The 24158-nt window shown below is 70.9% G+C and carries 24 protein-coding genes; 16 read left to right on the top strand and 8 right to left on the bottom strand.

Annotated features, from left to right (window positions below; genetic code table 11):
- Positions 1–10: 10 nt before the first annotated feature.
- From KBO27_RS11920 to KBO27_RS11905, 4 genes are all read left to right on the top strand, one after another.
- Positions 11–247, top strand: a complete 237-nt coding sequence (locus KBO27_RS11920; protein WP_210970050.1) for a sarcosine oxidase subunit delta — start codon at positions 11–13, stop codon at positions 245–247.
- Positions 247–3054, top strand: a complete 2808-nt coding sequence (locus tag KBO27_RS11915; RefSeq protein WP_210970049.1) for a 2Fe-2S iron-sulfur cluster-binding protein — start codon at positions 247–249, stop codon at positions 3052–3054. Before KBO27_RS11920 ends, KBO27_RS11915 begins: the two co-directional genes overlap by 1 nt.
- Complete coding sequence (locus tag KBO27_RS11910; RefSeq protein WP_210970048.1) at positions 3038–3538, top strand: sarcosine oxidase subunit gamma; 501 nt, start codon at positions 3038–3040, stop codon at positions 3536–3538. The genes KBO27_RS11915 and KBO27_RS11910 overlap by 17 nt, the downstream gene beginning before the upstream one ends.
- 113 nt (positions 3539–3651) lie before the next feature.
- The gene (locus KBO27_RS11905; protein ID WP_210970047.1) at positions 3652–4410 is read left to right on the top strand and encodes an IclR family transcriptional regulator; all 759 of its coding nucleotides are present in this window, start codon (positions 3652–3654) and stop codon (positions 4408–4410) included.
- On the opposite strand, the gene KBO27_RS11900 is transcribed toward KBO27_RS11905, so the two are convergent.
- Positions 4393–5958, bottom strand: a complete 1566-nt coding sequence (locus KBO27_RS11900; RefSeq protein ID WP_210970046.1) for a Na+/H+ antiporter — start codon at positions 5956–5958, stop codon at positions 4393–4395. The genes KBO27_RS11905 and KBO27_RS11900 overlap by 18 nt on opposite strands.
- A 50-nt stretch (positions 5959–6008) precedes the next feature.
- On the opposite strand from KBO27_RS11900, the gene KBO27_RS11895 reads away from it, so the two are divergent.
- Complete coding sequence (locus tag KBO27_RS11895; protein ID WP_132684245.1) at positions 6009–6281, top strand: UBP-type zinc finger domain-containing protein; 273 nt, start codon at positions 6009–6011, stop codon at positions 6279–6281.
- A gap of 4 nt (positions 6282–6285) precedes the next feature.
- Here KBO27_RS11895 and KBO27_RS11890 read toward each other — a convergent pair whose 3' ends face one another.
- Together KBO27_RS11890 and KBO27_RS11885 are read right to left on the bottom strand one after the other, a co-directional pair.
- A complete protein-coding gene (locus KBO27_RS11890) occupies positions 6286–7788 on the bottom strand; it encodes an amino acid permease (RefSeq protein WP_210970045.1) in 1503 nt (500 codons plus the stop codon).
- Positions 7789–7887: 99 nt separating this feature from the next.
- Positions 7888–8271, bottom strand: coding sequence for a hypothetical protein (locus tag KBO27_RS11885; RefSeq protein ID WP_210970044.1), 384 nt, complete (start codon positions 8269–8271; stop codon positions 7888–7890).
- A gap of 382 nt (positions 8272–8653) precedes the next feature.
- On the opposite strand from KBO27_RS11885, the gene KBO27_RS11880 reads away from it, so the two are divergent.
- Positions 8654–9028: a hypothetical protein gene (locus tag KBO27_RS11880; RefSeq protein ID WP_210970043.1), complete on the top strand. Its 375-nt coding sequence runs from the start codon at positions 8654–8656 to the stop codon at positions 9026–9028.
- Here KBO27_RS11880 and KBO27_RS11875 read toward each other — a convergent pair.
- Positions 8976–9755 carry a cupin domain-containing protein gene (locus tag KBO27_RS11875; protein ID WP_210970042.1) on the bottom strand — a complete coding sequence of 260 codons (780 nt, stop codon included), beginning with the start codon at positions 9753–9755 and terminating at the stop codon, positions 8976–8978. The genes KBO27_RS11880 and KBO27_RS11875 overlap by 53 nt on opposite strands.
- A gap of 95 nt (positions 9756–9850) precedes the next feature.
- On the opposite strand from KBO27_RS11875, the gene KBO27_RS11870 reads away from it, so the two are divergent.
- Both KBO27_RS11870 and KBO27_RS11865 read left to right on the top strand, forming a co-directional pair.
- Positions 9851–10798 (top strand): D-2-hydroxyacid dehydrogenase family protein, encoded by a 948-nt coding sequence (locus KBO27_RS11870; protein ID WP_210970041.1) that lies wholly within the window; start codon positions 9851–9853, stop codon positions 10796–10798.
- Between the two features lie 91 nt (positions 10799–10889).
- Positions 10890–12203, top strand: coding sequence for an MFS transporter (locus KBO27_RS11865; protein ID WP_210970040.1), 1314 nt, complete (start codon positions 10890–10892; stop codon positions 12201–12203).
- A 219-nt stretch (positions 12204–12422) separates the two neighbouring features.
- On the opposite strand, the gene KBO27_RS11860 is transcribed toward KBO27_RS11865, so the two are convergent.
- The gene (locus KBO27_RS11860) at positions 12423–13469 is read right to left on the bottom strand and encodes an LLM class F420-dependent oxidoreductase (RefSeq protein WP_210970039.1); all 1047 of its coding nucleotides are present in this window, start codon (positions 13467–13469) and stop codon (positions 12423–12425) included.
- Positions 13470–13680: 211 nt separating this feature from the next.
- Between KBO27_RS11860 and KBO27_RS11855 the strand changes: the two genes are divergently transcribed.
- From KBO27_RS11855 to KBO27_RS11845, 3 genes are read left to right on the top strand one after another with little or no spacing between them, the layout of a single operon-like run.
- Complete coding sequence (locus KBO27_RS11855; RefSeq protein ID WP_210970038.1) at positions 13681–14637, top strand: Ppx/GppA phosphatase family protein; 957 nt, start codon at positions 13681–13683, stop codon at positions 14635–14637.
- Positions 14638–14690: 53 nt separating this feature from the next.
- Positions 14691–15077, top strand: coding sequence for a phage holin family protein (locus KBO27_RS11850; protein ID WP_210970037.1), 387 nt, complete (start codon positions 14691–14693; stop codon positions 15075–15077).
- A gap of 4 nt (positions 15078–15081) precedes the next feature.
- Complete coding sequence (locus KBO27_RS11845; protein WP_210970036.1) at positions 15082–15783, top strand: ESX secretion-associated protein EspG; 702 nt, start codon at positions 15082–15084, stop codon at positions 15781–15783.
- Positions 15784–15789: 6 nt separating this feature from the next.
- Here KBO27_RS11845 and lhgD read toward each other — a convergent pair whose 3' ends face one another.
- The gene (lhgD, locus tag KBO27_RS11840; protein ID WP_210970035.1) at positions 15790–16983 is read right to left on the bottom strand and encodes an L-2-hydroxyglutarate dehydrogenase; all 1194 of its coding nucleotides are present in this window, start codon (positions 16981–16983) and stop codon (positions 15790–15792) included.
- Positions 16984–17320: 337 nt separating this feature from the next.
- On the opposite strand from lhgD, the gene KBO27_RS11835 reads away from it, so the two are divergent.
- From KBO27_RS11835 to pip, 4 genes are all read left to right on the top strand, one after another.
- Positions 17321–19597, top strand: coding sequence for a sensor histidine kinase (locus tag KBO27_RS11835; protein ID WP_307870363.1), 2277 nt, complete (start codon positions 17321–17323; stop codon positions 19595–19597).
- 27 nt (positions 19598–19624) lie between these two features.
- On the top strand, positions 19625–20050 hold the full coding sequence (locus KBO27_RS11830) for a roadblock/LC7 domain-containing protein (RefSeq protein WP_132623067.1): 426 nt from the start codon (positions 19625–19627) through the stop codon (positions 20048–20050).
- Between the two features lie 10 nt (positions 20051–20060).
- On the top strand, positions 20061–20432 hold the full coding sequence (locus KBO27_RS11825; RefSeq protein WP_132679533.1) for a DUF742 domain-containing protein: 372 nt from the start codon (positions 20061–20063) through the stop codon (positions 20430–20432).
- A gap of 275 nt (positions 20433–20707) precedes the next feature.
- Positions 20708–21664: a prolyl aminopeptidase gene (gene pip, locus KBO27_RS11820; RefSeq protein WP_246536896.1), complete on the top strand. Its 957-nt coding sequence runs from the start codon at positions 20708–20710 to the stop codon at positions 21662–21664.
- Positions 21665–21763: 99 nt separating this feature from the next.
- On the opposite strand, the gene KBO27_RS11815 is transcribed toward pip, so the two are convergent.
- Positions 21764–22249, bottom strand: a complete 486-nt coding sequence (locus KBO27_RS11815) for a GNAT family N-acetyltransferase (RefSeq protein WP_210970033.1) — start codon at positions 22247–22249, stop codon at positions 21764–21766.
- An 82-nt stretch (positions 22250–22331) separates the two neighbouring features.
- Between KBO27_RS11815 and KBO27_RS11810 the strand changes: the two genes are divergently transcribed.
- Positions 22332–22688, top strand: a complete 357-nt coding sequence (locus KBO27_RS11810; protein ID WP_210970032.1) for a VOC family protein — start codon at positions 22332–22334, stop codon at positions 22686–22688.
- 24 nt (positions 22689–22712) lie between these two features.
- On the opposite strand, the gene KBO27_RS11805 is transcribed toward KBO27_RS11810, so the two are convergent.
- Positions 22713–24107 carry a hypothetical protein gene (locus KBO27_RS11805; protein WP_210970031.1) on the bottom strand — a complete coding sequence of 465 codons (1395 nt, stop codon included), beginning with the start codon at positions 24105–24107 and terminating at the stop codon, positions 22713–22715.
- Positions 24108–24158 lie beyond the last annotated feature (51 nt).

Below are 24158 nucleotides of genomic sequence, written 5' to 3'. Positions count from 1 at the left end.
GGAGGTCGCGATGCTGCGGATCCGGTGCCCCTGGTGCGGGGAGCGCGACGAGGTCGAGTTCCGCTACGGCGGCCAGGCCGTCGACTACCCGGCCGACCCCGGGGCGTTGACCGACCGGGAGTGGGCGGACTTCCTGTTCGTGCGGGACAACCCGTGCGGGTGGTGGCGGGAGCGGTGGGTGCACTTCGCCGGCTGCCGACGCTGGTTCGAGCTGTGGCGCAACACCGAGACCGACGAGGTGGCGTGATGCGGCTCGACGACGGCGGGCGGATCGACCGGACCCGCACCCTGCGATTCACCTTCGACGGGACCGAGCTCTCCGGGCATCCCGGCGACACCCTCGCCTCGGCGCTGCTCGCCTCCGGGCGCGTCGAGGTGGCCCGCTCGACCTACCTGGGCCGGCCGCGCGGAGTCCTGACCGCCGACCTCACCGAGCCGAACGCCTTGGTGAGCGTGGACGGGAACCCGTTCGCGCAGGCCACCGAGGTCCCGCTGCGCGACGGTCTCCGGGCCGAGAGCATCCCCGGCGTAGGTCGTCTGACCAGCGGCGACGCCCCGAAGTGCCACCGCAGGAACGTCCACACCGACATCGCCGTGATCGGCGGGGGCCCGGCCGGCGCAGCCGCGGCCCTGGCCGCGACCCGATCCGGAGCCCGCGTCCTGCTGGTCGAACACGGCCCCGCCCTCGGCGGCGAACGCCCCCACGACTGGATCACCCAAGCCCTCACCACCCTCACCGATCACGGCCGTATCCAGACCCCCGATCACGGCGGTTCTCCGGGTACGACCCCCGGAATCCCCCCACGTACGGACCCCGGCAGTCCCCCGGGGACGGATTACGGCGGTAATCGGGTCCCCGAATACGGCCGTAATCCGGGACCTGAATACGGCGGTATTCCGGGTTCTGAGTACGGCGGTGATCGGGGGGACCGGGGGTGGGGTGGTCCGAGCGGCGGTGGGGAGGGGGTTCGAATCCTGTTGGGGGCCACGGTCATCGGGCGGTACGAGGGTGATTACCTGTTGATCGCTCAGGGGAACGTGATGTGGCACGTCCGGGCGGGGCGGGTCGTGCTGGCCACCGGGGCGCATGAGCGGCCTCTGGTGTTCGCCGGGAACGATCGGCCCGGGATCATGCTGGCGTCGGCCGTGTCGACCTACCTGCGCAGGTTCGCCGTGCTGCCCGGTCGCGAGGCGGTCGTGGCCACGACCGGCGACAGCGCCTACGCCACGGCCGCTGAGCTCGCCGCCGCCGGGTGCCGGGTGCGGGCCGTCGTCGACAGCCGCAACGACCCGCCACCCGCCGACGTCCCGGTGATCGCCGGAACCACCGTCGTCGGCACCACCGGCCGCTGCCTGGAATCCGTGCTGCTGTCCGACGGAACGGAGATCGACTGCGACCTGCTGGCGGTCAGCGGCGGCTGGAGCCCGGTGCTGCACCTGCACGACGGCGACCGCCGCTGGGACGACGGCATCGCCGGCTTCCGGCCGATCGACGGCCTGGTCGCCGGGGCCGCGAACGGCACCTTCGACCTGCCCGGCTGCATCGCCGAAGGGCTCCAGGCGGGCGCCCGCGCGGCCGGAACGCCCGCACCCCCGGCGCCGGACCTGCCGCCCGAGCCGATCCGCCCGCCCCACCCGGTCTGGCTGACGCCCGGCGACGACACCGAGCAGTTCGTGGACTTCCAGCGCGACGCCACGGTCGCCGACATCCGGCGCGCGATCGGCGCGGGGCTGCGCTCGGTCGAGCACATCAAGCGCTACACGACCATCGGGGTCGGCAGCGATCAGGGCAAGACCTCCTGGGTCAACGCGATGGCCGTCATCGCCGCAGAGCTCGGCGTCGGACCCGACGAGGTCGGCACCCCCGCGTTCCGCCCGCCCTACGTCCCGGTCCCGTTCGCGCTGATGGCCGCCCGCGAGCGCGGCGACCTCCACGACCCGATCCGCACCACCCCGATGCACTCCTGGCACGTGGCGCACGGCGCGGTGTTCGAGGACGTGGGGCAGTGGCGGCGCCCGCGCCACTACCCGCGGCCCGGCGAGGACATGGCCGCGGCCGTGCACCGCGAATGCCTCGCCGCGCGCACCGGGGTCGCCATGCAGGACGTCAGCACGCTCGGCCGCATCGAGGTCGTGGGCCCGGACGCGCCGGAGTTCCTCAACCGCGTCTACACCGGCGGATTCGCGAAGCTGCCGGTCGGCAAGGGGCGCTACGGGATCATGTGCTCCGCCGACGGGATGGTCTTCGACGACGGGGTCGTGCTGCGGCTCGCCCCTGACCACTACCTGCTGAGCACCACCACCGGCGGTGCCGAGAAGGTGCTGGACTGGCTGGAGCAGTGGCTGCAGACCGAGTGGACCGACCTCGACGTGCGCTGCACCTCGGTCACCGAGCAGTGGGCGGCGGTGGCCGTCACCGGCCCCGACTCGGGCGAGGTCGTCGCGCGGCTGGCGCCGGAGCTGGGCGAGCTCGGGTTCCTGGAATTCCGGGACACCGCGCTGCACAACGGGATTCCCGCCCGCATCGCGCGGATCTCGTTCTCCGGCGAGCTGGCCTACGAGATCAACGTCCCGTCCTGGTACGGCCTGGCGCTGTGGGAGGACGTCGGCGTCACGCCCTACGGCACCGAGACGATGCACGTGCTGCGCGCCGAGAAGGGCTACGTCATCGTCGGCCAGGACACCGACGGCACCGTCACCCCGCTCGACCTGGGCATGCCCGTCTCGCAGCGCAAGGACTTCATCGGCAAGCGGTCGCTGAGCCGCGCCGACACCGCCCGCGCCGACCGCGAGCAGCTCGTCGGCCTGCTGACCGAGGACCCCGCCGAGCTCCTGCCGGAAGGAGCCCGCCTGGCGGGCGGGATCGGCCACGTGACCTCCAGCTACCGCAGCCCGATCCTCGGCCGCACCATCGCGCTGGCTCTGGTCCGGTCCGGCCGCGACCGCATCGGCGAGCGCGTCGGGGTCTCGCTCGACCACCGCGAGGTGCCGGTGCGGGTGCACGAGCCGGTGTTCTACGACCCGGAGGGAGCCCGCCGTGACGGTCGACGTTGATCTGCGCCGCAGCCCGCTCGGGCACCGCGCCGCCGAGCTCGCGGACGTGCTGGTCGAGGAGCCGTTCCTGCCCCAGCTCGACGTGCGCACGGACGCCGAGTTCGCGCTGGGGCTGCGGCTGCCGGAGGTCAACCGGGTCACCGGGGACGAGCACCGCGCCGCCCTCGGTCTGGGCCCGGACGAGCACCTGCTGATCGGGGTCACCGGAACGGAGCCGGGCCATCGGAGCCTGGTCGACGTGTCGGCGGCCCGCACGACCCTGCGCCTGCACGACCGCGAGGTCCTGGAAGCCCTGTGCTCCCTCGACCTGCACCCCGGGGTGTTCGTCCCGGGGCACTGCGCGCAGACCCTCCTCGCCCGGGTCCCGGTGATCCTCTGGCGCCTCGACGCCGGCTACCGGGTCCTGGTCCGCAACTCCTACGCGGGCCACCTCGCCACGGCGTTGCTCGACTCTCGCCAAGTGACCTCGGGTGTTGCACAATGAGGAACAGAATTTCCTGCCCACCCCGGATGATCGCGGAATAGGTCCGGCGAGCCGATAGGGTCTGGCCCGTGGCTAGTGCGTCTCAATCACGCGGAAGTAGCTCGGGTGCCCTCGTGCAATCTGTGGACCGGGCGGTGACCGTGCTGGAACTGCTGGCCCGCAACGGCGAGGTGGGCATCACCGAGATCGCCGGCGAGCTCGGCGTGCACAAGTCCACCGCGTCCCGTCTGGTCAGCGTGCTGGAATCGCGCGGTCTGGTCGAGCAGCTCGGTGAGCGCGGCAAGTACGCCATCGGCTTCGGGATCGTGCGGCTGGCAGGCGCGGCCACCGAGCGGCTGGACCTCTCGCGCATCGGCCAGGCCTACTGCGATTCGCTGGCCACCGAGCTCGGCGAGACCGTCAACATCGCCATCCGCGACTTCGACGTGGCCATCAACATCAGCCAGGCCCGGGGCACCGCCTCGGTCACCGCGCACAACTGGGTCGGCCAGCGCACGCCGCTGCACGCCACCTCCAGCGGCAAGGTGCTGCTCGCTCACGCCCCCCGCGACGACCAGGACCGCATCCTGGCGCGCAAGCTGGAGCAGTACACCGAGCAGACCGTCACCGCCGCCCGCCAGCAGCGCAAGGACTTCGAGCTCATCGTCCACGACGGCTACGCGACCAGCTACGAGGAGTTCGAGATCGGGCTCAACGCCGCCGCCGTCGCCGTCTACGACCACGAGGGCAACGTGGTGGCGGCGCTGAGCGCGTCCGGCCCCACCTACCGCTTCACCCGCGAGCGGGTGGGCGAGGCCGTCGGGTTCATGCGCGACGCGTCCGCGGACCTGTCGGCGCAGCTGGGCTTCCTCCCGTCAGTCCCGGGTGAGTGACAGCTCCTCCAGGTCGAGCTGGTGCATGACGCGGCGCAGCACCTCGTCGTCTATCCGGCGGGCGTCGCGGAACTGCACGAACACCGCTCGCTCGGCGGCCAGCATCTCGCTGCGCAACCTCCGGTAGGCGGCCGTGGGGCTCTCGCCCAGCTCCTCGTCGGAGCGGCCCAGCCGTTCCCACGCCCGGTTGGCGCGCTGCTGCGCGGCCCGCCGGAGCTGATCGGCCACGTCCCCCGGCGGCTCGGTCTCCGCGGTCAGGTCGTCGAGGCGCTCCTGCGAGGCGCGCGCGGCGTTGTGCCTGGCCTCGGCCTCCGCGAGCGCGTCGGTGTAGTCCTCGCCGCCGGTCACGCCGAGCCGCTCGATCAACCGGCGCAGCGTGGTGCCGTGCAGCAGCAGCGTCGTGAGCGTGACGAACAGGGTCAGGAACAGCACCTCGTCGCGGTGCGGGAACGGGTGCCCGGACAGCGTCACCGTCGGGATCGCCGAGGCCGCCGCCAACGACACCACCCCGCGCATGCCGGCCCACGACACGACCAGCTTGTGCCGCCAGTCGGGGCGCTTGCCGCGCAGCCACTCCGGCAGGTACATCACGCCGAACACCCACACCACGCGCGCCAGCACCACCGCGACGGTCAGCGCGCAGCCCGCCAGCAGCAGCGGCCCGAACCCGGTGCTCACGCCGGCCACGACGCTGCTGAGCTGCAGGCCGATCAGCGCGAACACCACCGCCTCCAGCAGCGTGTCCACCGCTCCCCACACGGCCTTGTCCTGCACCCGCGTCGCCGCGCTGCGCGCGGGCGCCTGGTGACCCAGGTACAGCCCGGCGACCACCACCGCCAGCACTCCGGAGGTGTGCGCCTCCTCGGCGACGAAGTAGGCGAAGAACGGCACGATCAGCCCGACCGCGCTGTCGAGCATGTCGTCGCGCAGCAGCGGCTTGACCCGGTTGACCGCCCAGGCGATCACCAGGCCGATCAGCGTTCCGCCGACCGCGGCCAGAAGGAACATGCCCAGGCCCGACAGCAGCGAGGTGCCGGTGCCGATCGCCGCGGCCACCGCGACCCGGTAGGCGGTCAGCGCGGTCGCGTCGTTGACCAGGCTCTCGCCGCTGAGCACCGTCATCAGCCTGCGCGGCAACCCGACCCGGCGGCCGATCGATGTCGCCGCCACCGCGTCCGGCGGGGCGATGACCGCGCCGAGCACCAGCGCCGCGCTCAGCGGCAAACCGGGCACCAGCCACCACGCCACGAGCCCGGCGACGGCGGTGCTGAACAGCACGAGGCCGATCGCCAGCAGCCCGATCGGCCGCAGGTTCGCCTTGATCCCGACCGTCGAGCTGTGCAGCGCGGCCGAGTACAGCAGCGGTGGCAGGATCAGCAGCAGGATCACGTCGGGGTTGATCGCGTAGTCCGGCACGCCCGGGATCGCCGAGACCGCCAGCCCGACGACGACCAGCACCAGCGGTGCCGACACGCCGAGGCGGCGGGACAGTGCGGTGACGGCCAGCGCTCCGGCGAGCAGAGCCATCAAGGCGGGCAGGTCGTGCATGCTCACTCCCGTCGGGACATGCTGAGCGGCAGGAGAGAAGGGACCAGACGATGTCGGATCGTTGCGCACACCTGACCGGCGCCGCCACTCAGCGGCCGAACCCCAGCAGCGTAAACGGCTGCGAGGACTGCCTGGCCGCCGGTGAGCGAGTCTGGGCGCACCTGCGGATCTGCACGGACTGCGGCCACGTGGGCTGCTGCGATTCCAGCCCCAACCGGCACGCCACGGTCCACCACGAGCAGACCCGTCACCCGGTGATCCGCTCCTTCGAGCCGGGCGAGAACTGGATGTGGTGCTTCGTCGACGAGCAGCTGGGCGCCTGAGGTCTCAGTCCGCTTCCTCGGCGGCGTCCTCGATGGTCTCGCCTCGGGCGAGGCGGCTGCGGTGCTTGCTGTAGACGAAGTAGATCAGCAGGCCGAGGGCCATCCAGATGCCGAATCGCAGCCAGGTCCAGCCTTCGAGGTTGAGCATCAGGTAGAGGCAGGCCAGCGCGGCGAGGATCGGGACCACCGGGACCAGCGGGACGCGGAACGCGCGCGGCAGGTCCGGGCGCGTCCGGCGCATCACCAGCACGCCGATGGAGACCAGCACGAACGCGAACAGGGTGCCGATGTTGGTCATCTCGGCGAGCACGTCGATCGGCGTCAGCGAGGCGATGATCGCGACCACGACTCCGGTGGTCACCGTGATCCGGTAGGGCGTGCGGTACTTGGAGTGCACCTTCGCGAAGTACACCGGCAGCAGCCCGTCGCGGGCCATCGCGAAGCCGACGCGGGCCTGCCCGAGCATCAGGATCAGGATCACCGTGGTCAGACCGGCGATCGCGCCCAGCGACACCAGGCCGACCGCCCACGGCGCTCCGATCGCCTGGAACGCGGTGGCCATCGGAGCGGCGGTGTCGAGCTTGTCGTACTTGACGATGCCGGTCATCACCAGCGAGACCAGCACGTAGAGGATCGAGCAGACCGCCAGCGAGCCGAGGATGCCGATCGGCATGTCGCGCTGCGGCCTGCGGGTCTCCTCCGCGCCGCTGGCGACGATGTCGAAGCCGATGTAGGCGAAGAACACCAGTGCGGCTCCGGCCACCAGGCCGCTGACGCCGAACGAGCCGGTGCTGCCGAAGATCGCGTTGATCAGCGGGTCGTTGAGAGCGGAGCCGGTCTCGGACGGGTCCGGGGGCTGGTGCGGCGGGATGAACGGGTCCCAGTTGGCGGTCTTGACGAAGAACGCGCCGAAGATGATGAAGAACAGCACCACGGCCAGCTTGATCGCCACGACCACGTTGGTCACCGAAGCGCTGAGCCGGATGCCGACCACCAGCACGACGGTCAGCAGCAGCGCGATGATCGCGGCGGGCAGGTTCATCGCCCCGCCCGCGCCGGGTGCGGCGGTCAGCGATTCGGGCAGCCCGAGTCCGATCGCGCTGAGCGCCTCGACGAAGTACTGCGACCAGCCCACCGAGACGGTGGAAGCACCGATGACGAACTCCAGCATCAGGTCCCAGCCGATGATCCAGGCCAGGAACTCCCCGAGCGAGGCGTAGGAGAACGTGTAGGCGGATCCGGCGACGGGCACGACGGAGGCGAACTCGGCGTAGCAGAGGGCCGCGAGTCCGCAGGCGATGCCGGAGATGACGAAGGAGATCGAGATGCCCGGCCCGGCGTCGGTGGCCGCGGCGACACCCGTGAGCACGAAGATCCCGGTGCCGATGATCGCGCCGATCCCGATGCCGAGCAGGTCAACCGCTCTGAGCACGCGGCGCAACCGGAATTCCGGTGCCTCGGCGTCCTGAATCGACTGCTCGACCGATTTGACCCGCATGATCGACATGACGGCCTCCCGGGTGAACCCGAAACTCAGCCCAGAATGGTGACTCGCATCACAGATCGCAAGGATTCGGCGGCAAATGGGCCGCTGAACTGCGACGACTCAGCCCTTGGTGTGCTCGTTGAGGGCGTCGATCGCCGACGTCTTGGTCTCCTGGTCGACCGAGCCGGACTCGGCCTCCGGCGGGGCGACCGGCTCCAGGTCCGGGCGCGTCGGATCGCGCCGCTCGGCGACCGGCTGGAACCGCGGGTGCGACGGCGGAGCCGGCGGCATGGGCCTGCGCGGAGCGGGCCGCGGCGGCTGGCTGGCGCTGATGTAGAAGCCCTGCAGCAGCAGCACGATGATCCCGACGATCAGCGCGGTCGCGGCCAGGTACAGGGCGTTGCGGTCGTCGCCCAGCCACCACAGCGCACCGCCGACGCCGACGGCGATACCGGCGACGATCGCCAGCAGGTGGAAGAGCAGATGAACGGGATAACCCCGCACGGCCGACACCTCCCCAGGCGTGGGAATCGGGCCTCTCGGGTCAACACGCGCGCCGGGGATGGTGGGTTGCCCGCCGACCGGCTCGGAACGCGGCGACGGCTCCGATGGTATCCCCGGTGACCATCAGATTGCTCGATCAACGATCGTTCGGAGCACCGGATCGATCCGCAGCGAAATCGTTTTCACCCGTTGGGGCGATCGGGGCGGGACGCGAGCAGCGTTCAAGACGCCCCGCACCTACCGTGAAATCAACAGGCCACAGTGGATCTGCGCGTGCATCGGACGACTCGAACGCGAGGCCGCCGACCCGACCGGGGTACCGGGTGGCGTCGCGCGGGCAACCGATGGGCGCGAACCGGCTTAGGTTTCGGGGGTGTTGCCGGTGCTGAATTCATTGACCGGGTTCGCCGGAGCGGCGGGCATCGGCATCGGGATGGTTCTGGGCTTCTCGATCGTGATGTCGTGGGTGGAGCGAGGCATGCTCGGCTCCGGCACGACACGCCGAGGCAGGCATCGCGACCACCAGCGCGGTCTCGTCGCCGCCTACCGCAGGCATCGCGCGGCGCTGCTGGCCCGGGGAGCGTTCCTCCCGGCGGCGGCCGCGGTCGTCGCCACGGTCCGCGGCCCGCGCGGTGAGGTCGTCGTCGCGGGAGGCCCGGGAGCGATGCGCCGGCCGGGGGCGCAGCACTCCTCCTTCGACCCGCCTACACCACCTCGAAATCGGCGAAGTCGAACCCCGGCGACACCACGCACGTGACCAGCGATTCGACCGTGGCGGCGGCGGAAGCGCACTGCCAGGTCCCGGCCGGGATCACCGCCTGCGGGGTCTGACCCGCACCGGCGCCCAGCACCAGCTGCTCGGGGTGATCGGAGGGCCTCGCCCCCGTGCCGCCCAGGTGCAGCGTCAGCGGGCCGCCGCGATGCCACAGCCACACCTCGTCGGAGGCCACCACGTGCCACGCCGAGTGCTGGCCGGGCGGGAGCAGGAAGTAGATCGTGGTCGCGGTCGGCCGGGTGCCGTTGGGCCGCTCGACCTCGACCTGACTGGCCCACGTCCGCCGGTACCAGCCTCCCTCGGGGTGCGGCAGCAGGTCGAACTCCTCCGCGGTGCGGCTGCGCGACTCCAGCGACAGGAAGCGGCCCTTGACGTCGCGGCGCGCGTAGCGGATGCCGATCACCGACTCGCGGTCCAGCGGGCCGTAGACGTGCGGGAACAGCGCCTCGTCGGACACCCCGGGCGGTGGCGCCGGGTCGGCGGCCTCCCAGCGCACCGGCGCGGACAGCCGCTCCGGGTCCAGCTCGACGGCGACCATCGGTTCCTCGACGTCGCTGTAGAGGTTGTTGGCCACGGCCAGCGTGGTGGGCACGTCGGGGGAGCAGTGCACGAAGCCCTGCGAGGTCAGGCTCGCGGCTGTGATGGGCTGGTCGCGGTCGTTGTGGAAGGTGCTCAACGGCAGCAGGTGCAGCACGGTCGATCCGGTCACGTGGCCCAGTGTCTCGCGCCACCCCCGTCGAATGCGATCACCTGCGTAGGATTTTCGCCGTCCCGTGATGCCGGAGCCGAAAGCGGAGGGTTGACATGCGGATCGCAGTGCTCGACGACTACCAGGACGTCGCCCGCAGCTACGCCGACTGGGACGGGCTCGACGTCGAGGTGTTCACCGAGCACATCGCCGACGTCGACGAGCTCGTGGCGCGGCTGGAGCCGTTCGACGTGATCGCCGCGATGCGCGAGCGCACCCGCTTCCCGCGCGAGGTGATCAGCCGGCTGCCGAACCTGAAGCTGCTGGTCACCACCGGCATGCGCAACGCCTCGATCGACCTGGACGCGGCGCGCGAGCACGGCGTGGTGGTGTCCGGGACCGGCAGCGGGCGCGGTTGGGCGGCGACCTCCGAACTGGCGTGGGGGCTGATCTTCGCGCTGCTGCGCGACATCCCCGGGCAGGACCGGCGGATCCGCACCGGGGGCTGGCAGACCGGCGTGGGCGTGGAGCTCGGCGGCAAGACCCTCGGCGTGCTCGGGCTCGGGCGGCTCGGCTCGCACATGGCCACCGTCGGTCGTGCGTTCGGCATGGACGTGATCGCCTGGAGCAGCAACCTCACCGAGCAGCGCGCGGCCGAGGTCGGTGCGCGGCTGGTCGGCAAGGACGAGCTGTTCGAGCGGTCCGACGTGCTCAGCGTCCACCTGGTGCTGAGCAAGCGGTCCCGGGGTCTGGTGGGAGCCGACGAGCTGGCGCTGATGAAGCCCACCGCGTACCTGATCAACACCTCGCGCGGCCCGATCGTCGACGAGGACGCGCTGCGCACCGCGCTGCGCGAGGGCCGGATCGCCGGCGCCGGAATCGACGTCTACGGCACCGAGCCGCTGCCCGTCGACGACCCGTGGCGCGACACGCCGCGCACGGTCCTGACCCCGCACATCGGCTACGTCACCGACGACACCTACCAGGCGTTCTTCGTCGAGACCGTCGAGGACGTGAAGGCCTTCGCGGCGGGTTCCCCGATCCGGGTGCTCAACGAGGGCTGACCGGCCGAAGATTGCCCCTTGACTCTGGACGAGACGGACATCACAGTCATACCAACCGGTCGGTCTGGTCCTAAGGCAAGGGAGTCTTTCGATGACTGCTCAAGAACCACCCAGAACGCCGAAGAAGCTGCTCGGCGCGGCGCTGATCGCCAGTTCCATCGAGTGGTACGACTTCTTCATCTACGCCACCGCGGCCGCGCTGGTGTTCGGCACGCAGTTCTTCCCGAACGCCACGCCACTGATCGGCGTGCTGCTGTCCTTCGCGACGTTCTGGGCCGGGTTCGTCGCCCGCCCCATCGGTGGCCTGGTCTTCGGTCACCTCGGCGACAAGATCGGCCGCAAACCCGCGGTCGTGACCTGCCTGATCATGATGGGCACGGCGACGTTCCTCATCGGCGTGCTGCCCGGCGCGGGCACCATCGGAGTCGCGGCCCCGATCCTGCTGGTGACGCTGCGATTCCTGCAGGGCATCGCGGTCGGCGGGCAGTGGGGCGGCATCGTGCTGCTGCTCACCGAGAACAGCGCGAGCGGCAAGCGAGGCATGGCGGGCACGTTCGGTCAGATGGGCGTGCCGTTCGGCGTCATCTTCGGCAACCTCGCCTTCCTCGGCGTCGGCGCGATGATGAGCCAGGAGGCGTTCCTGTCGTGGGGATGGCGGCTGCCGTTCCTGTTCAGCGCGGTGCTCGCGCCGGTCGTGCTCTACATCCAGCTCAAGATCGAGGACACCCCGGTGTTCCAGGAGCTGCAGGAGCGCCAGGAGAAGAAGGTCATCAAGGCGCCGCTGATGGAGGTCCTGCGCGACCACAAGCGCAGCGTGCTCCTGGGTGCCGGACTCCTGTTCGCCACGAACACGTTCTTCTACATCGGGATCTCCGGCCTGCTCGACTACGGCACCCGTGAGCTCGGCCTGCCCCGTCAGCAGCTGCTCGGCGTCACGCTGCTGACCTCGCTGGTCGGCATCTTCGTGATCTTCTTCTCCGGTTCGTGGTCCGACCGGCTGGGCCGCCGCCCGATGATCCTGATCGGGGCCGGGATGCTCGCGCTGTGGTCGTTCCCGTTCTTCTGGCTGATCGACACCGCGTCGATCTGGCTCATCGCGCTGGCCGGGTGCATCGGCAGCGTCGGGCAGAGCATGACCTACGGCCCGCTCGCCGCCTACCTCAGCGAGCTGTTCCACCCCAGGGTCCGCTACTCCGGCGCGTCGCTGGCCTACCAGCTGGCGGCGATCCTGGTCAGCGGCGGGACGCCGTTCATCATGACCGCGCTGCTGGCCGCCACCGGCACCTCGGCGGCGGTCTCGGTGTTCCTGCTGGCGATGTCGCTGTGCACCTTCGCCGCAGCGTTCTACCTGCGCGAAACCCACACCAAGCAACCGTCTCCGGCCCACACCCCGGCCGAAGCCTGACCCCCGCAAGGGTTCCCGATTTCAGTGGAACTCAGAACCCCGATTTCAGTGGAAATCAGGCACCGGACGCCCACGAAGATCGAGGACTGGACTTCCGCTGAAACCGGGAACCGGACTTCAGTGGAAGTCGGGGACCGGTTTTCAGTGGAAGTCGGGGGTGAGACGGGACGGGGCCCGGGGTGGCGCGTTGGTCACCTCGGGCCCCGTTCGCGTCGTGGGTCAGATGTCCTCGGCGAGGGTCTTGACCTGCTCGATGAGCTTGGCGCGGCCCGGGGCGTCGCCGGCGAAGGGCGTCACGTTGAGGGTGGTGACGCCGGCTTCCTTCATCGCCGCCAGCCGCTCCTTGACGTGCGACTCGGTGCCGATGAGCGAGATCTTCTCCAGCAGGTCGCGCGGCACGGCCGCGGCGGCCTCGTCCTTCTTGCCGTCGAGGTAGAGGTTCTGGATCTCCTCGGCTTCGGCCTCGTAGCCGTAGCGGCGGGCGAGGTTGTTGTAGAAGTTCTTGCCCTTGGCCCCCATGCCGCCGACGTAGAGGGCGACCATCGGGCGCACGAAGTCGACCAGGTCCTCCAGGCCTTCGCCGATGGCCAGCGGCGCCTGCGCGACGACGTCCAGCGGCGGGAGCGAGGCGTCGCGCTTGGCCTTGCCGGCGGCCAGCGGCTCGCCCCAGACGTCACCGGCGCGCTCGGGCAGGAAGAAGATCGGCTCCCAGCCCTCGGCGATCTCGGCGACCATCTCGACGTTCTTCGGGCCGATCGCGGCGATGAGGATCGGGATCCGCTCGCGCACCGGGTGGTTGATCAGCTTCAGCGGCTTGCCCAGGCCCGTGCCCTGCTCGGCGGGCAGCGGGATGTTGTAGTGCTTGCCGCTGTGCTCCACCTTCTCCCGGCGCCACACCTGCCGGCAGATGTCGACGATCTCCCGGGTCCGGCCCAGCGGTGCGTGGTACGGCACGCCGTGGAAGCCCTCGATGACCTGCGGTCCCGAGGCCCCGATGCCGAGGGTGAACCGCCCGTCGGAGACGAAGTCCATGCCGGCCGCGGTCATCGCCGTCAGGGTGGGCGTGCGGGTGTAGATCTGGAGGATCCCGGAGGCGATCTCCAGCCGCTCGGTCTTGGCGGCGATGAAGCCCATCTGGCTGACCGCGTCGAAGGAGTACGCCTCCGGGACGTAGACGATGTCCAGCCCGGCCTTCTCGTAGGTCGCCAGGTCGTCGACGGTTTCCTTGAAGCCTCCGCTGTAGTTCAGCGGCATCCCGATGCGCATCGGCCGTTCCTTCCGGGTCCGGCGGCGGCGGGTCGCGGCGACACCGCCGAGGTCTGCAGGCGAGGTTACCGCCGAGTACGTCCCGGCGGGGAGTCCGCCCGCACCGTCGCGTCATGTGATGCACCTCGCAAAGAGACGCGGCGATTTTGTCGCGCGACGTCTGCCATGCCCATGCTGTTGGCATGTCGTTCATCAAGGCTGTGACTTCGTCATGAGACTCGCCATGCTCGACATCGGTTCCGCCGCGGCCCGTCTGGACATCGTCGACCTCGCCAGCCCGCGGATGCCCCGCGCCACCTGGAGCGTCAAGTCCCGCACCCGGCTCGCCGAGCACACCCTGCTCGACGGCCGGGTCACCGAGGAGGGCATCGCCGACGCCGAACGCGCGGTGCGGCACTGCGTGAGCGCCGCGTCCGACAAGCCGACCGAGGCGCTGATCGCCTACGGGACCTCGGCGGTGCGCGACGCGAGCAACGGCGCTCGGCTGCGCAAGCGCCTCGGCGAGGCGGCAGGCGTGCGCATCGGCGTGCTCACCCCGCGCGACGAGGCCGCCGTCGCCTACCACGCGGCCCGCCGCTGGCACGGCCGCAGCGGGCGGGCGATGACCACGGTGGACATCGGCGGCGGCACGCTCGACGTCGCGACGGGAACGGGCACCGACCCCGACCTGGTCGTCTCGCTCCAGCACGGCGCCGCTCGGTTGACCAGGCAGTTCCTGCCCGACGACCCGCCGACGCCCGCGCAGCTCGCCGACCTGCGCCACGAGCTGCACGCCACGATCCCGAAAGCCCTGCGCCGGGTGGAGGGCGGTCACCCGCTGGCGCTGTCGAAGGTGCTGCGGCAGCTCGCGGTGCTCACCGAGAGCTCGCCGGACGAGCTGGCCCGCCGACCGCACCGGCTGCGCCTCAAGCGCCTGTCGCGGTGGATCCCCCGGCTCGCCGAGCTCGACCACGAGCAGCGCGCGAAGCTGCCCGGGGTCTCCCGCAGCAGGGGCAGGCGCATCCTGGCCGGCGCGATCGTCGCCGAGGTGATCATGGAATCGCTGGAGCTCCCGGAACTGGAGATCTGCCCGTGGGGCCTGCGGCAGGGCCTGGTCTACCGGTTCCTCGAAGCGCGCACCCGCACCCGCGCCGACGCCCTCGACCTCGTGGGGACGCTGTTCGACTGACCCGAGCGCGCGTTCGGCGGTAGCGTTTCCGGTAGATCGACTAGGGAGGCGCCGTGGGGCTGCTGTTGCACATCTTGATCACGATGGTCGCGGTCTGGATCACCACCGCGCTGCCGGGGATCGACCTCTCCGGCGAGGACACCACCACGAAGGTCCTGACGCTGCTGGCCGTCTCGGTGATCTTCGGCCTGGTCAACCTGGTGCTCAAGCCGATCGCCAAAACGCTCGGCTGCCTGCTCTACGTCCTGACGCTGGGGCTGTTCGGGCTGGTCGTCAACGGCCTGCTGTTCTGGCTGACCAGCTACCTCGCGGGCGAGCTCGACCTGCCGTTCCACGTCGACGGCTTCTGGGCGGCCTTCTGGGGCGCGCTGATCGTGTCCCTCGTCAGCAGCGCGCTGGCCGGCATCGTCCGCCGCGTCGCGCAGCCGGAGGAGGACTGAGGCGGTGCAGTGCGGACTGCGCGAGTTAGCCGCGCTGCTGAGCGACGTGACCGACGAGGTGGCCGAATTCCTGGGCGTCGCACCGGAACCCGGTGACGTGTCCGAGCAGTGGCGGGAGGTGGCGAGCACGCTGGCGCGCGCGTCGGTCTTCGGCCTGGCCGAGGTGCGCGTCCCCGACGAACCCGAGCTGCGCGCGGTCGTCGCGGTCGGCGACGGCGGGGGAGTGCGGGTCCGGGTGTGCGGCGAGGGCGTGACCGCCGAGGTCGTCCGCCCGGACGCTCCCTGGCCCGCGCTCGTCGCGTGCCTGCCCAAGCGCGAACCCGCAGAGGGCTGCGAGGTCACGGTCCCCACGCGCGAACTCGCCGAAGCGAGGGCGGAGGCCGCGGAGCGGGACCAGGCCGCGGACTGGCTCGCCTACGAGCTCAAGCAGCGCGAGGTCCCCACCGACGACGCCCGGGCCGTGGCCGACCTGCTGGCCCGCGCCGACGACACCGACGCCCGGCTGTCGGTCGCCTACCGGGACGGGGGCGGCGAGTTCCAGCGCTGGCGCCACGGCATCGAGATCCGGCACTCGACCACCGGCCGCTCGGCGGTCATCCCGGAATCGCCGGACGACACCTTCACCATGGTCGCCCCCGCCGACGCCTACCTCCTCGGCAAGACCCTGCAGGAATACCTCGAAGACCTCACCCAGACCCGGGACTGAGCGCGCTCACTCCCGGGATCGCAGCCGGGCGGCGATGTCCTTGCCGATCAGCAGGGAGGCCGTCGCGGCGGGGGAGGGGGCGTTGAGGACGTGGACCCAGTTCTCGTCCTCCACCACCAGGAAGTCGTCGACGAGGGTGCCGTCGGGGGTGACGGCCTGTGCGCGCACGCCGGCCTCGGCGCGCAGCAGGTGGTGACCGCGCAGGTCGGGCAGCAGGGTGCGGGCGGCCCGCAGGAACAGGGGTTTCAGGGCGGAGCGGGCGATCTCGGCCGCTCCGGTGCGCCAGTACTTCTTGGCCAGCACCCGCAGTCCCGGGTCGGTGGCCAGGCGCTGCAGGTGCGACGGCGAGATCGCGCCCCAGCGGTAGCCCTCGCGGGAGAGCGCCGGAACCGCGTTCGGGCCCACGTGCAGGCTGCCGTCGATCATGCGGGTCAGGTGCACGCCCAGGAACGGGAACGCGGGGTCCGGAACCGGGTAGACCAGCGAGTTGACCAGGTCGCGGCTGAAGGACGTGGTCTCGTAGTACTCGCCGCGGAACGGCAGGACGCGGGCGGGCGGCGTGGTCCCGGCGAGCTCGGCGACGGCGTCGCTGTGCAGTCCCGCGCAGTTGACCGCCCGGCGGGTGCGGATCTCGCCCCGGTCGGTGAGCAGGACCAGGTCGGAGCCGTCGCGGCGGACTCCGAGCAGCTCGGTGGCGGGTCGCAGGTCGACGCCGCGCTCGGCGAGGAGCTCGGCCAGCTTCTCGCTGACCGCCGCGAAGTCGGTGATGCCCGCGTCCGGGACGTGCAGCGCCCGCACCCCGCGCACGTGGGGTTCGCGTTCGCGCAGTCCGATCTGGTCGAGCTCGCTGACCTGCACGCCGTTGGCGGTGCCGCGCCGTTGCAGTTCGGCGAGTCGGGGCAGTTGATCGATCGAGGTGGCGACCACCACTTTTCCGGTGCGCCGCACGGGGATTCCGTGATCGGTGCAGAAGCGGTACATCGCTTCACCGCCGGCCCGCGCGAACCGCGCCTTCTCGCTGCCCGGCGGGTAGTAGAGTCCACTGTGGATGACACCGGAGTTGTGCCCGGTCTGGTGCGCGCCCCAGTGACGTTCCTTGTCCAGCACCGTGATCCGGCGGGCGGGCTGCTGCTCGATGAGCGCGTGCGCCGTGGCCAGACCCACGATCCCGCCGCCGATGATCGCCACGTCGTTGGTCATACCGCCATCCTGCGCGCTCGGATGCGCGGATTCCAGGATCGATGTTTCGAAATGTCCACATGGTCCTTTCTCGCCCGTTTCTCGGGATTGAACGGGAGGTGACGTTCATCGGACTCAAGATCACCCTGTGCTAGGGTTCATTCATCCTGTCGGGCGAACGAAGTTCGACGCTGACAGTGGTATCGGCTTGGTCACGAGCAGTGAGTTTCAGACTCGCATGCCTCATGCTGATGCCGAATTCCGCGCCGCATCCCCGGTCGCGGAGCCCTGCTGAGTTGAGTCGCGATTCCGGCGAACGTGCGCCGAACCGCGACCGGTTCGACGGTTACGAGGCGCTGTGACGCGGAGCAGTTCGGGTAGTGAGCACAAGACGATCCGGGCCCGCCTGACCCGCGTCGGGCTGGCGCCCAGCATCATCCTGCTGGCCATCTGGCTGGCGTTCTCGGCGGTGCCGATCTACCAGGGCTTCCACTCCCGCGTGGTCGCCACCGAGATCCGCGACGCGGCGCTCCCGACGGCCGACGCGTTCGCGGCCCTGCAGGAGGAGCGGCGGCTGGTCGTCGACCGGCTCAGCGGCCGAGGAGCCGATCCGACCGCCCTGGCGGCCCAGCGGCCCAAGACCGACCGCACCGTCGCCGAGATGCGCCGCACGCTGCGGGTCGCCGCCGAATCCGCCTCCCCGGAGATCGCGGGCAAGATCAGGTCGTTGGACGGACTGCTCGCCCAGCTGCCCAAGCAGCGGCAGCGCGCCGAATCCGGTCAGGCCGGCCGCACCGAGGCCCTGAACTACTACAACGAGGTCCTCGACGCCGGGCTCGACGTGTTCGAGTCCTACACCGAGACCGTCGCCGACACCGAGAGCGGCCACGCCGGGCACGTGGGCACCGAGCTGTTCCGCGCCGCCGACCAGATGTCCCGCGCGGCCTCGCTCGGCACCACCGCGCTCGCCGACGGCGAGTTCAGCACCGCCGCCCACCTCGAGTTCGCCCAGCTCGTCGGCTCCTACCGCAACACCCTCGAAGCCGAGGTCCCCGCCGCCGAGCCGCGCGCGGGAGACATCGCCGAGCGGCTTCGGTCAGGTCCTGCCTGGGCGCGCGTCGCCGAGCTGGAGGACCAGCTCATCGAGCACCCGCCGCAGCGTCCCGGCCGCTTCGCCGTCGACGAGGCCGCCTGGCGGCAGAGCACCGCTCAGGTCGCCGGCGACCTCGCGGCCGTCGCCGTCGAGCAGGTCCGCTCCGGCGCGCTGATGGCCGTCAGCAACGCCAGCGGGCACCTCATCGGCGTGATCGTCGGCAGCCTCGTCGCGCTCGCCGCGATGCTGCTGGGCATCCTGCTGGCCGCTCGCAACGCGCGAGTGCTGGTCAACCGGGTGCTCGTCCGGCGCCTGGAGAGGCTGCGCGACGACACCCTGCTGCTGGCCACCGAGCGGCTGCCCAACGTGATGGAGCGGCTCGAGCACGGCGAGGAGCTCGACATCGAAGCCGAGCTGACCCCGCTGAACTACGGCGCCGACGAGATCGGCCAGGTCGCCGACGCGTTCAACACCGCCCACCACACCGCTGTCGTCGCCGCGGTGAAGGAGAACCAGGCCAAGGAAGGCGCCAACAAGGTCTTCCTCGGCATCGCGCACCGCAACCAGGGCTTGGTGCACCGCCAGCTCAAGACCCTGGACAAGATGGAGCGCAGCGAGGAGCACCCGGAACGGCTGGAAGGCCTCTTCCAGCTCGACCACCTCGCGACCCGGTCCCGGCGCAACGCCGAGAACCTGATCATCCTGGCGGGCGAGAAGCCGGGCAGGCAGTGGCGCAAGCCGGTGCGCCTGATCGACGTGATCCGCTCCGCGGTCGCCGAAACCGAGCACTACTACCGGATCCGGGTGCACGCCGCGCCCGAGATCTCGCTGGTCGGCGCCGCGGTCGGCGACGTGATCCACCTGCTCGCCGAGCTGATGGACAACGCCACGTCCTACTCGCCGCCGCGTTCGCAGGTCCAGGTCTACAGCAGCGACACGCCGCGCGGCGTGCTGATCCAGATCGAGGACGAGGGGCTGGGCATGCGGCCCGCCGACCGCGACGAGGCCAACGTCCTGATGGCCACCACGCCGCGCTTCGAGGACATCACGCGTCGCGGGGACTCCCGGCTCGGGTTGTTCGTGGTCGCTCGCCTGGCGGCCCGCCGGGGCATCGAGGTCGACCTCCGCGAGGCCGAGGAGCAGGGCACGGTGGCGTTCGTGCTGCTGCCCCCGCACATCGTCGCCGAAGAGGCGGCGCAGGGCGACAAGCAGAGCATGTCGCAGCTGGCCGAGAAGGCCCGAGAGCGCGCCACCGGGCAGTCGGTGGTCCGCGAGGCGCGGACCGCTCCGGTGGCCGCGATCGAGGAGCCCGTGGCCGATGTCGAACCGCGCTTCCCGTCGGACGATCCCGACGCCGAACGGCCGAAGTTGCCGCGCCGCGACCGCCAGCAGAACCTGGCCCCGCAGTTGCGCGACGAACCCGACGGCGGAGTTGCGCAGGACACTGCGGCGCTCCAGCCGGAGCGGACCCGTGGCACCATGTCGGCGTTCCAACGCGGAACCCTGGATGCGCGCCGGGCCGGCGGCCGCGACCGATCTTGACCCGACGATTCGAGGAGCAGCGCAGGAATGAGCGAACAGATCGGTTCTGACGATGACCTGAACTGGTTGTTGGACGACCTGGTCAACCGGGTCGTGGGCGCCCGCGACGGGGTGGTGCTCTCCGGTGACGGGCTGCTGCTGGCGAGGTCCGAGGGACTGACCCCGCAAGACGCCGACCACCTGGCGGCCATGGCCTCCGCGTTGCAGAGCCTGGCCAAGGAGACCGGCAGGCACTTCGGCGGCGGTGGCGTCCGGCAGACCGTGGTGGAACTGGACACCGCGTTCCTGTTCGTCACCGCGGCGGGTGCCGGTGCGTGCATGGCGCTGCTCGGCGACGAGAACGCGGACGTGGGCATGATCGCCTACGAGATGAACCTGATGGTGATCCGTGTCGGCGAGTACCTGAGCTCGGCCCCGAGGGTGGATGCCGTGTCGCAGCTGCGCCAGCAGTGAAGGCGCGGCCATGTCTGAAGACGGCCAGCTCTGGCTGGACGAGGAGTCCGGGCCGCTGGTGCGACCGTATGCCATGGTGCACGGTCGCACCCGCCCGGCACGACCGGAACTCGACGTAGCCACGCAGCTGCTGACGTCGTGGAGCGGTGCCGATCGCAGCGGAATTTCCGTCGAGCACGAGGAGATCCTGCGCCTGTGCGTGCGCCCGATGTCCATCGCCGAGGTCGCCGCGCATCTGGACACGCCCATCGTGGTCGCCAAGGTCCTGGTGTCGGACCTGATCGACCGCGGTGACCTCGTCACGGACAAGGCGTCCCGTCAAGCCCAGCGCCCCAATCGCCAACTCCTGGAAGCGGTCCTGGAAGGAGTCCGTCGCCTCTGACGGACTCCGGGCGCGAGGACCGGCCCGCTCCCTCACGCCGCAGCGGCGCCCGGTCGCCACGCCGGCCCCAGCAGCAGTCCACCGCCGGCGATGCTGCTGATCGACCCCCGGTGAGCCGCGTAGTCGACGAAACGGTGCTGATGATGCGGGCGCGATGCGGCACGGCGTGAGGGCATCGGCATCATCGGCCGTTCTCCAGGAAGTTCCAGCCGGCCCGCCCCCGCAGCCGCGAAAATCATCCCCGCGCCGCCGACCGCTGGGGCACGATGGCGTTCATGCGCGATCTCCACCCGCAGCGGGAACCTCACGCCTCAGGCCACCTCGACGTCGGCAACGGCAACCTCATCCACTGGGAGGAGAGCGGCAACCCGAACGGGAAGCCCGCGGTGTTCCTGCACGGCGGCCCGGGCGGCGGCTGCTCGCCGGCCCACCGCGGCCTCTTCGACCCCGACGCCTACCGGATCGTGCTGTTCGACCAGCGCGGATGCGGTCGCAGCACCCCCGACGCGGGAGCCCTCGGCGCCGACTTGAGCAGCAACACCACCTGGCACCTGGTCGCCGACATCGAGCGCCTCCGCGAGCACCTCGGCATCGAGTCGTGGCTGGTCCTGGGCGGTTCGTGGGGCAGCACCCTGGCGCTGACCTACGCCGAGACCCACCCCGAGCGCGTCACCGAACTGGTGCTCCGCGGCGTGTTCACCTGCCGCCGGTCCGAGCTCGACTGGCTCTACGCGGGCGGCGCCGCCAACCTGTTCCCCGACCGCTGGGAGGACCTGCTCGCGGTGGTGCCCGAATCCGAGCGGGACGACGTGCTGCGCGCCTACCACCGGATGCTGCACGACCCCGACGACGAGGTCCGCGAACGCGCCGCCATCGCCTGGAGCCGCTGGGAGGCGCACCTGATCGGCCTGCTGCCGCGCCCGGAACTCGTCGAGAACTTCGGCGACCCCGCGTTCGCCGCGGCCTTCGCCCGCATCGAAACCCACTACTTCGTGCACGGCGCCTGGCTCGCCGAAGGCCAGATCCTCGCCAACGCCCACCGCCTGCACGGCATCCCGGGCACCATCGCCCAAGGCCGCTACGACGTCATCACCCCGCCGTTCACGGCCTTCGAACTCGCCGAAGCCTGGCCGGAGGCCGACCTGCGGATCATCCCCGACGCGGGCCACGCCTACGACGAACCGGGAATCCTCGACGCCCTGATCAACGCCACGGACCACTACGCGACCTGACCGAACGCCGGAGGCGCAGGCCATTCCGCACTTGAGCTCGTCAGGTCGACCGGTTGATCAGATCCAGAGGACGCACGCGTCGTCTCTTCTGCTGTCCGATCAGAGGGTCAGCAGCATGGTGTCTGCGTGCTCGCGGCGGTCCACGACGGTGAAACCCTCGGTCGCGTAGAGCCGCGCGGCCGGGTTCGCGCGCTCGACGCTGAGGCTGATCCGGGCGATGCCCTGCGCTCTCGCGGCGTCGACGAGCGCTCGCAGCAGCCTTCGGCCGACTCCGATGCCGCGGCTCGCGGCATCGACACCGATCGCCAGCTCCGGGACGTCCGGGGCGACGAATCCGTAGGCGGGCGCGGTCTCGTCGAAGTACCGCAGCCACGCGGCCCCGATCGGGCGGGCGGAGCGCTCCGCCACGACTCCCAGATCGGTTGCGCGCGGCCACCCTTCGACGTAGTGCGCGACGGCGGGTTCGGCGAGCGCCTCAGCGCGGCTCCGGCCCGGATGGCTGGGCGTGTTCGCCGCCTCCACCAGCATGTCCTCGAGGAACACCACATCACCGGGCCCGGCGGGCCGGATCGCGATCTCGTCCATGCCCGACATCATTCGGCCCTGGGGGCTTCGGCCGCAACGGAATTCGAGTGCGGTTCCGGGGTCCGATGGTCATACTCGGCGCATGTCCAGTCGGCTGGCCGCTGTCGCCATCGATGCCCACGACGCCGAGAAGGTGGCCGCTTTCTGGTGCGACGTGCTCGGTTGGCACGTCGTCGACCGGGAGGAGGACGGCGTCACGATCGGCCCCGCCGACGGTGCGTGGCCGCGCATCGACGTCTTCGAGGTGCCCGAGCCCAAGACCACCAAGAACCGCCTGCACCTCGACCTCCGCGCCGAGGACCGCTCCACCGCCGACGAACTGCGGCGCCTGGAATCCCTCGGCGCCCGCCGCGTGGACGTCGGCCAGTCGCCCGACGTCACCTGGGTGGTCCTCGCCGACCCGGAGGGCAACGAGTTCTGCCTGCTCAGCGGGCGCTGAGTCAGCGCCGTCCGGGGAGAGGACTCACCGCGGGCCCGAGGTCTTGTTCGTGCCGACCTCCCGCGAGCCGTGCAGCGCGGGACCGCGCTTGGCGCGCTGCACCTTCCCGTCGCCACCGGCCTCCCAGGCCGTGGGAGAGGGCCAGCGCTCCATGAGGGCGTTGCGGAGTTCGCGACCGCGCACGTTGACGATGCCGGTGCCGAGCAGGGCCGCGACGAACATGACCGCCGAAACGACCATCGCGACGAGCGATTCGGTGCGGTAGGCGGCGAAGACGTCCTCCGAGCCCAGTCCCAGCCCCTTGCCGATCAGGTAGGAGGACGTGCTGAACACCAGGCCCGCACCGGACATCGTCGCGCCGACGCGCGCCAGCGGATGCGTCTGCCGCTGCGAGTGGTGGGCCAGCAGGTCCTCGGCCGGGCGGTCGGAGCTCGGGTCGGCCAACCTCGTGCGCAGCTCGGCGCGTTCGGACCCGCGCTGCTTCCAGTCGAACAGCACGCCGATGGCCGCGAGCAGCATGCCCGAGGTGATCAGCAGCGCGAAGATCCAGATGCCCCCGGCGATCAGGGTCTCCACCGGCGAGGAGTAGGTGGCCCCCTCGCACTCGTACTTCCCGCCCCCCGAAGTGCCCGCGCACCGCGTCAACAGCGACAGCTGCAGCGCGAGGACACCCCCGAGCCAGAGACCCCCGGCACCGTAGAGGCACCGCTTCGCGATCGACGGCCTGGGCGGAGTCTTCTTGCTCGCACCGTCGCGACGCGCGTGCTCCACCTGCTTCCAGGCGTGCCCTTCGTCGTTCGAGCTCCAATGCGCGGCGATCAGGGCATGGCGGCGTTCGTGCGCCGGGGTGAGCAGATGGGTGCCGGCATACCCGACGAAGGCCATGAGCAAGGCGTAGCCGGTGATGAGCGAGAAGATCAGCGCGCTCTCGGCGTCGTCCCCGTCCACGAGCACCACGATCAGCCCGATCACCCCCAGCCCGCCGGCCAGGACTGCGTTCGCCCAGCCGAAGAGGGCGAGCGCCTCGGCGGGTTTTCCGGTGATGGACCGAACCTGGTCGGGCGAAGGAACGGCGTAGCGGGACGCGCCTCGCGCGGCCGCGTTGACGATGGCCTTCGACGTGGTCGACTCCCGCAGGAAGCTCGCCACCGCGCCGACTGCGCACGCGACCAGCACGAACGCCAGCAGCACTCCCATGCTCATGCGGCTGAGGTGGTCGATGGCCTCCTCGAGGCCGGGATCATCGAGCAGGTCCTCCTCGGCGAGCAAGCCCACGCCCATGATCAGCGCGAAGGCGCATCCCAGGCCGATCAGGAACGAGGTCAGGGCGCGAACGCACGCGCGCGCGATCTCACCGGCCAGTCCGACTTCGTACTCGTACCAATGCCAGGGGTTGGTCTGGTTCTCGTCGTCACTCACCGGGGATCTCCTCCGCCTGCGGCGTTTTCCTCGCCGCATCCTAGAGAGATC

Source organism: Saccharopolyspora endophytica (genome assembly GCF_018070075.1).
GTDB lineage: Bacteria > Actinomycetota > Actinomycetes > Mycobacteriales > Pseudonocardiaceae > Saccharopolyspora > Saccharopolyspora endophytica.
This window is presented reverse-complemented; position numbering and strand designations above follow the sequence as displayed.

Excerpts from the sequence above, each read along its gene's own strand:
- KBO27_RS11920 (WP_210970050.1), top strand. The coding sequence starts at position 11 with ATGCTGCGGATCCGGTGCCCCTGGTGCGGGGAGCGCGACGAGGTCGAG.
- KBO27_RS11915 (WP_210970049.1), top strand. The coding sequence starts at position 247 with ATGCGGCTCGACGACGGCGGGCGGATCGACCGGACCCGCACCCTGCGA.
- KBO27_RS11900 (WP_210970046.1), bottom strand. The coding sequence starts at position 5,958 with ATGCACGACCTGCCCGCCTTGATGGCTCTGCTCGCCGGAGCGCTGGCC.
- KBO27_RS11895 (WP_132684245.1), top strand. The coding sequence starts at position 6,009 with ATGTCGGATCGTTGCGCACACCTGACCGGCGCCGCCACTCAGCGGCCG.
- KBO27_RS11890 (WP_210970045.1), bottom strand. The coding sequence starts at position 7,788 with ATGTCGATCATGCGGGTCAAATCGGTCGAGCAGTCGATTCAGGACGCC.
- KBO27_RS11870 (WP_210970041.1), top strand. The coding sequence starts at position 9,851 with ATGCGGATCGCAGTGCTCGACGACTACCAGGACGTCGCCCGCAGCTAC.
- KBO27_RS11865 (WP_210970040.1), top strand. The coding sequence starts at position 10,890 with ATGACTGCTCAAGAACCACCCAGAACGCCGAAGAAGCTGCTCGGCGCG.
- KBO27_RS11860 (WP_210970039.1), bottom strand. The coding sequence starts at position 13,469 with ATGCGCATCGGGATGCCGCTGAACTACAGCGGAGGCTTCAAGGAAACC.
- KBO27_RS11855 (WP_210970038.1), top strand. The coding sequence starts at position 13,681 with ATGAGACTCGCCATGCTCGACATCGGTTCCGCCGCGGCCCGTCTGGAC.
- lhgD (WP_210970035.1), bottom strand. The coding sequence starts at position 16,983 with ATGACCAACGACGTGGCGATCATCGGCGGCGGGATCGTGGGTCTGGCC.
- KBO27_RS11830 (WP_132623067.1), top strand. The coding sequence starts at position 19,625 with ATGAGCGAACAGATCGGTTCTGACGATGACCTGAACTGGTTGTTGGAC.
- KBO27_RS11825 (WP_132679533.1), top strand. The coding sequence starts at position 20,061 with ATGTCTGAAGACGGCCAGCTCTGGCTGGACGAGGAGTCCGGGCCGCTG.
- pip (WP_246536896.1), top strand. The coding sequence starts at position 20,708 with ATGCGCGATCTCCACCCGCAGCGGGAACCTCACGCCTCAGGCCACCTC.
- KBO27_RS11815 (WP_210970033.1), bottom strand. The coding sequence starts at position 22,249 with ATGGACGAGATCGCGATCCGGCCCGCCGGGCCCGGTGATGTGGTGTTC.
- KBO27_RS11810 (WP_210970032.1), top strand. The coding sequence starts at position 22,332 with ATGTCCAGTCGGCTGGCCGCTGTCGCCATCGATGCCCACGACGCCGAG.